1 protein-coding gene is annotated in these 2,153 nt (G+C 70.5%); it reads left to right on the top strand.

Annotated elements, in window-relative coordinates:
- Nucleotides 1-1,849 (top strand): PAS domain-containing sensor histidine kinase (locus VGE49_RS13215; RefSeq protein WP_331035002.1); only part of this gene is annotated, 1,849 nt, incomplete at its 5' end.
- Between the last annotated feature and the right edge of the window lie 304 nt (nucleotides 1,850-2,153).

Below are 2,153 nucleotides of genomic sequence, written 5' to 3'. Positions count from 1 at the left end.
CGTCGTCCCGGCGGGGCAGGCTCCGACAGCGACCGCCAGGGCCGTGAAGGGGCCGGACGGCCGCGCCCGGCTGACGGCCTCAGCCGCCATCGGCGCCACGGGGCTGGCCGTGGTGACGGCCATGCCGGTTCCCAGCGGGCTTTCGGCCTGGCTGGACGACGCCTGGCTGCTGGCCGGGCCGCTGATGCTGGTGGTGCTGTTCCTAGCCGTCGTCGCCTTGCAGAACTGGCGTCAGGCCCGCGCCGGCCGTCGCTGGGCCGACACCGAGCGGCGCTTCCGCGTCGCGGTCGAGGCGGCGCGCTGCGGCGTCTGGGAATGGGATCTGGCCCGCGGCGAGGTCGTCCTGTCCGACTACATGGCCGCCCTGCTCGAGGTGGAGACCGGCGCGACCCTGACCACCCAGGCCCTGATCGAGCGGGTCCATCCGCGCTATCGCCAGACCCTGGTCCACGCCCTGGACGTGGCCGCGGCGCACGGCGCCTTCGACGTCACCTTCCCCGTGCCGCTCAAGGCCGGGGGGGTGCGCTGGATCGACGCCCGCGGCCAGTCGCGCCAGCCGCGCCGCGACGGCGGCTACGTCAGCCTGATGGGCGTGGCCCTGGACATCACCGAGGCCCGCCGCGCCAAGGCCCAGGCCCAGGCCGCCGAGAACCGCCTGCGCGACGGCATCGAGAGCGTGTCCGACGCCTTCGTCCTGTTCGACCGCCAGGGCCGCCTGATCCTGTGGAACCAGGCCTTCCAGGACGCCTTCGCCTTCCCGGCGGGCGTGGTCGCGCGCGGGGCCCAGAAGGAGGCCCTGAACCTGATCGCCGCCGAGGCCATCAAGGCCGAACACCCGTCGGCCAGCGGCCGGGCCGGCGTCCGCGAGGTCGAGCTGAAGGACGGCCGCTGGCTGCAGATGGCCGAACGCTTCACCGGCGACGGCGGCACGGTGGTCATCTGCGCCGACATCACCGTCATCCGCCGTCAGGAAGCCGAGCGCCGTCGCGCCGCCGACGAACTGCGCAACATGGTGGCCGAACTGGAGACCAGCCAGGCCAAGCTTTCGCTGCTGGCCCGCAAATACGAGGTCGCCATGACCCGGGCCGAGGCCGCCAACCAGGCCAAGTCCGAATTCCTGGCCAACATGAGCCATGAACTGCGCACCCCGCTGAACGCCATCAACGGCTTCTCGGAGATCATGGCCGGCGAGATGTTCGGCCCCCTGGGCGACAAGCGTTACAAGGGCTACGCCGCCGACATCCACGCCTCGGGCCAGCATCTGCTCAGCCTGATCAACGACATCCTCGACATGGCCAAGATCGAGGCCGGCAAGCTGACGTTGCACTACGAGGTCCTGTCGCTGAACGGCCTGTGCAGCGAAGCCATCCGCCTGATGCGGGGCAAGGCGCAGGAATCAGGCCTGACCCTGGCCCTGACGGCGCCCGACGCCGTCGCGGTCGAGGCCGACCATCGCGGCCTGAAACAGGTGCTGCTGAACCTCATCTCCAACGCGGTGAAGTTCACGCCCGAGGGCGGCGCCGTCACGGTCAAGGTCGCGCTTCAGGACGCCGACCATGTGCGGATCTCGGTGGCCGACACCGGCATCGGCATCGCCGCCAAGGATCTGGAGCGCCTGGCCCAGCCCTTCGAACAGGTCGAGGGCCAGCACTCCAAGACCACGCAAGGCACCGGCCTGGGCCTGGCCCTGACCAAGTCGCTGATCGAGCTGCATCGCGGCCGCATGACCATCGAGAGCGAACCCGGCCACGGCACCACCGTCTGGTTCGACCTCCCCCTCCGCGCCCCCGAAGGCGCCATCGCCCCGGCCGGCTCCACCCCGCAACGGGTTCAGTCGCAGGCGGCCTGAGGCGCGGCGCACTCCCGCCGTCATTCCGGGGCGCGCAGCGAACCCGGAACCCAGGCGGCGGACGCTTCCTCGCTCCTGCCATTTGAAGCCGACGTCTGGGTCCCCGATCGGCCTGACGGCCGCCCGGGATGACAGCCTATGGCAGGCCTAGCCTTGACTGCATTCGACCCTTAGCGGACCTTGATCGTGGGTCGGCTAGCCCTCTTCAGAAAATAGACGGCGGCAACCGTCGCCATGGCCGCGACCAAGCACAGGCCCGCGAGCGCATATAATCCGGTCGTCAACGGGACGGGAAACAGGAATA

This window comes from Brevundimonas sp., assembly GCF_036405315.1.
In the GTDB taxonomy this organism is placed as follows: domain Bacteria; phylum Pseudomonadota; class Alphaproteobacteria; order Caulobacterales; family Caulobacteraceae; genus Brevundimonas.
Note: the sequence above shows the minus strand (reverse complement) of the source record. Positions and strands in the feature narration are given on the sequence as shown.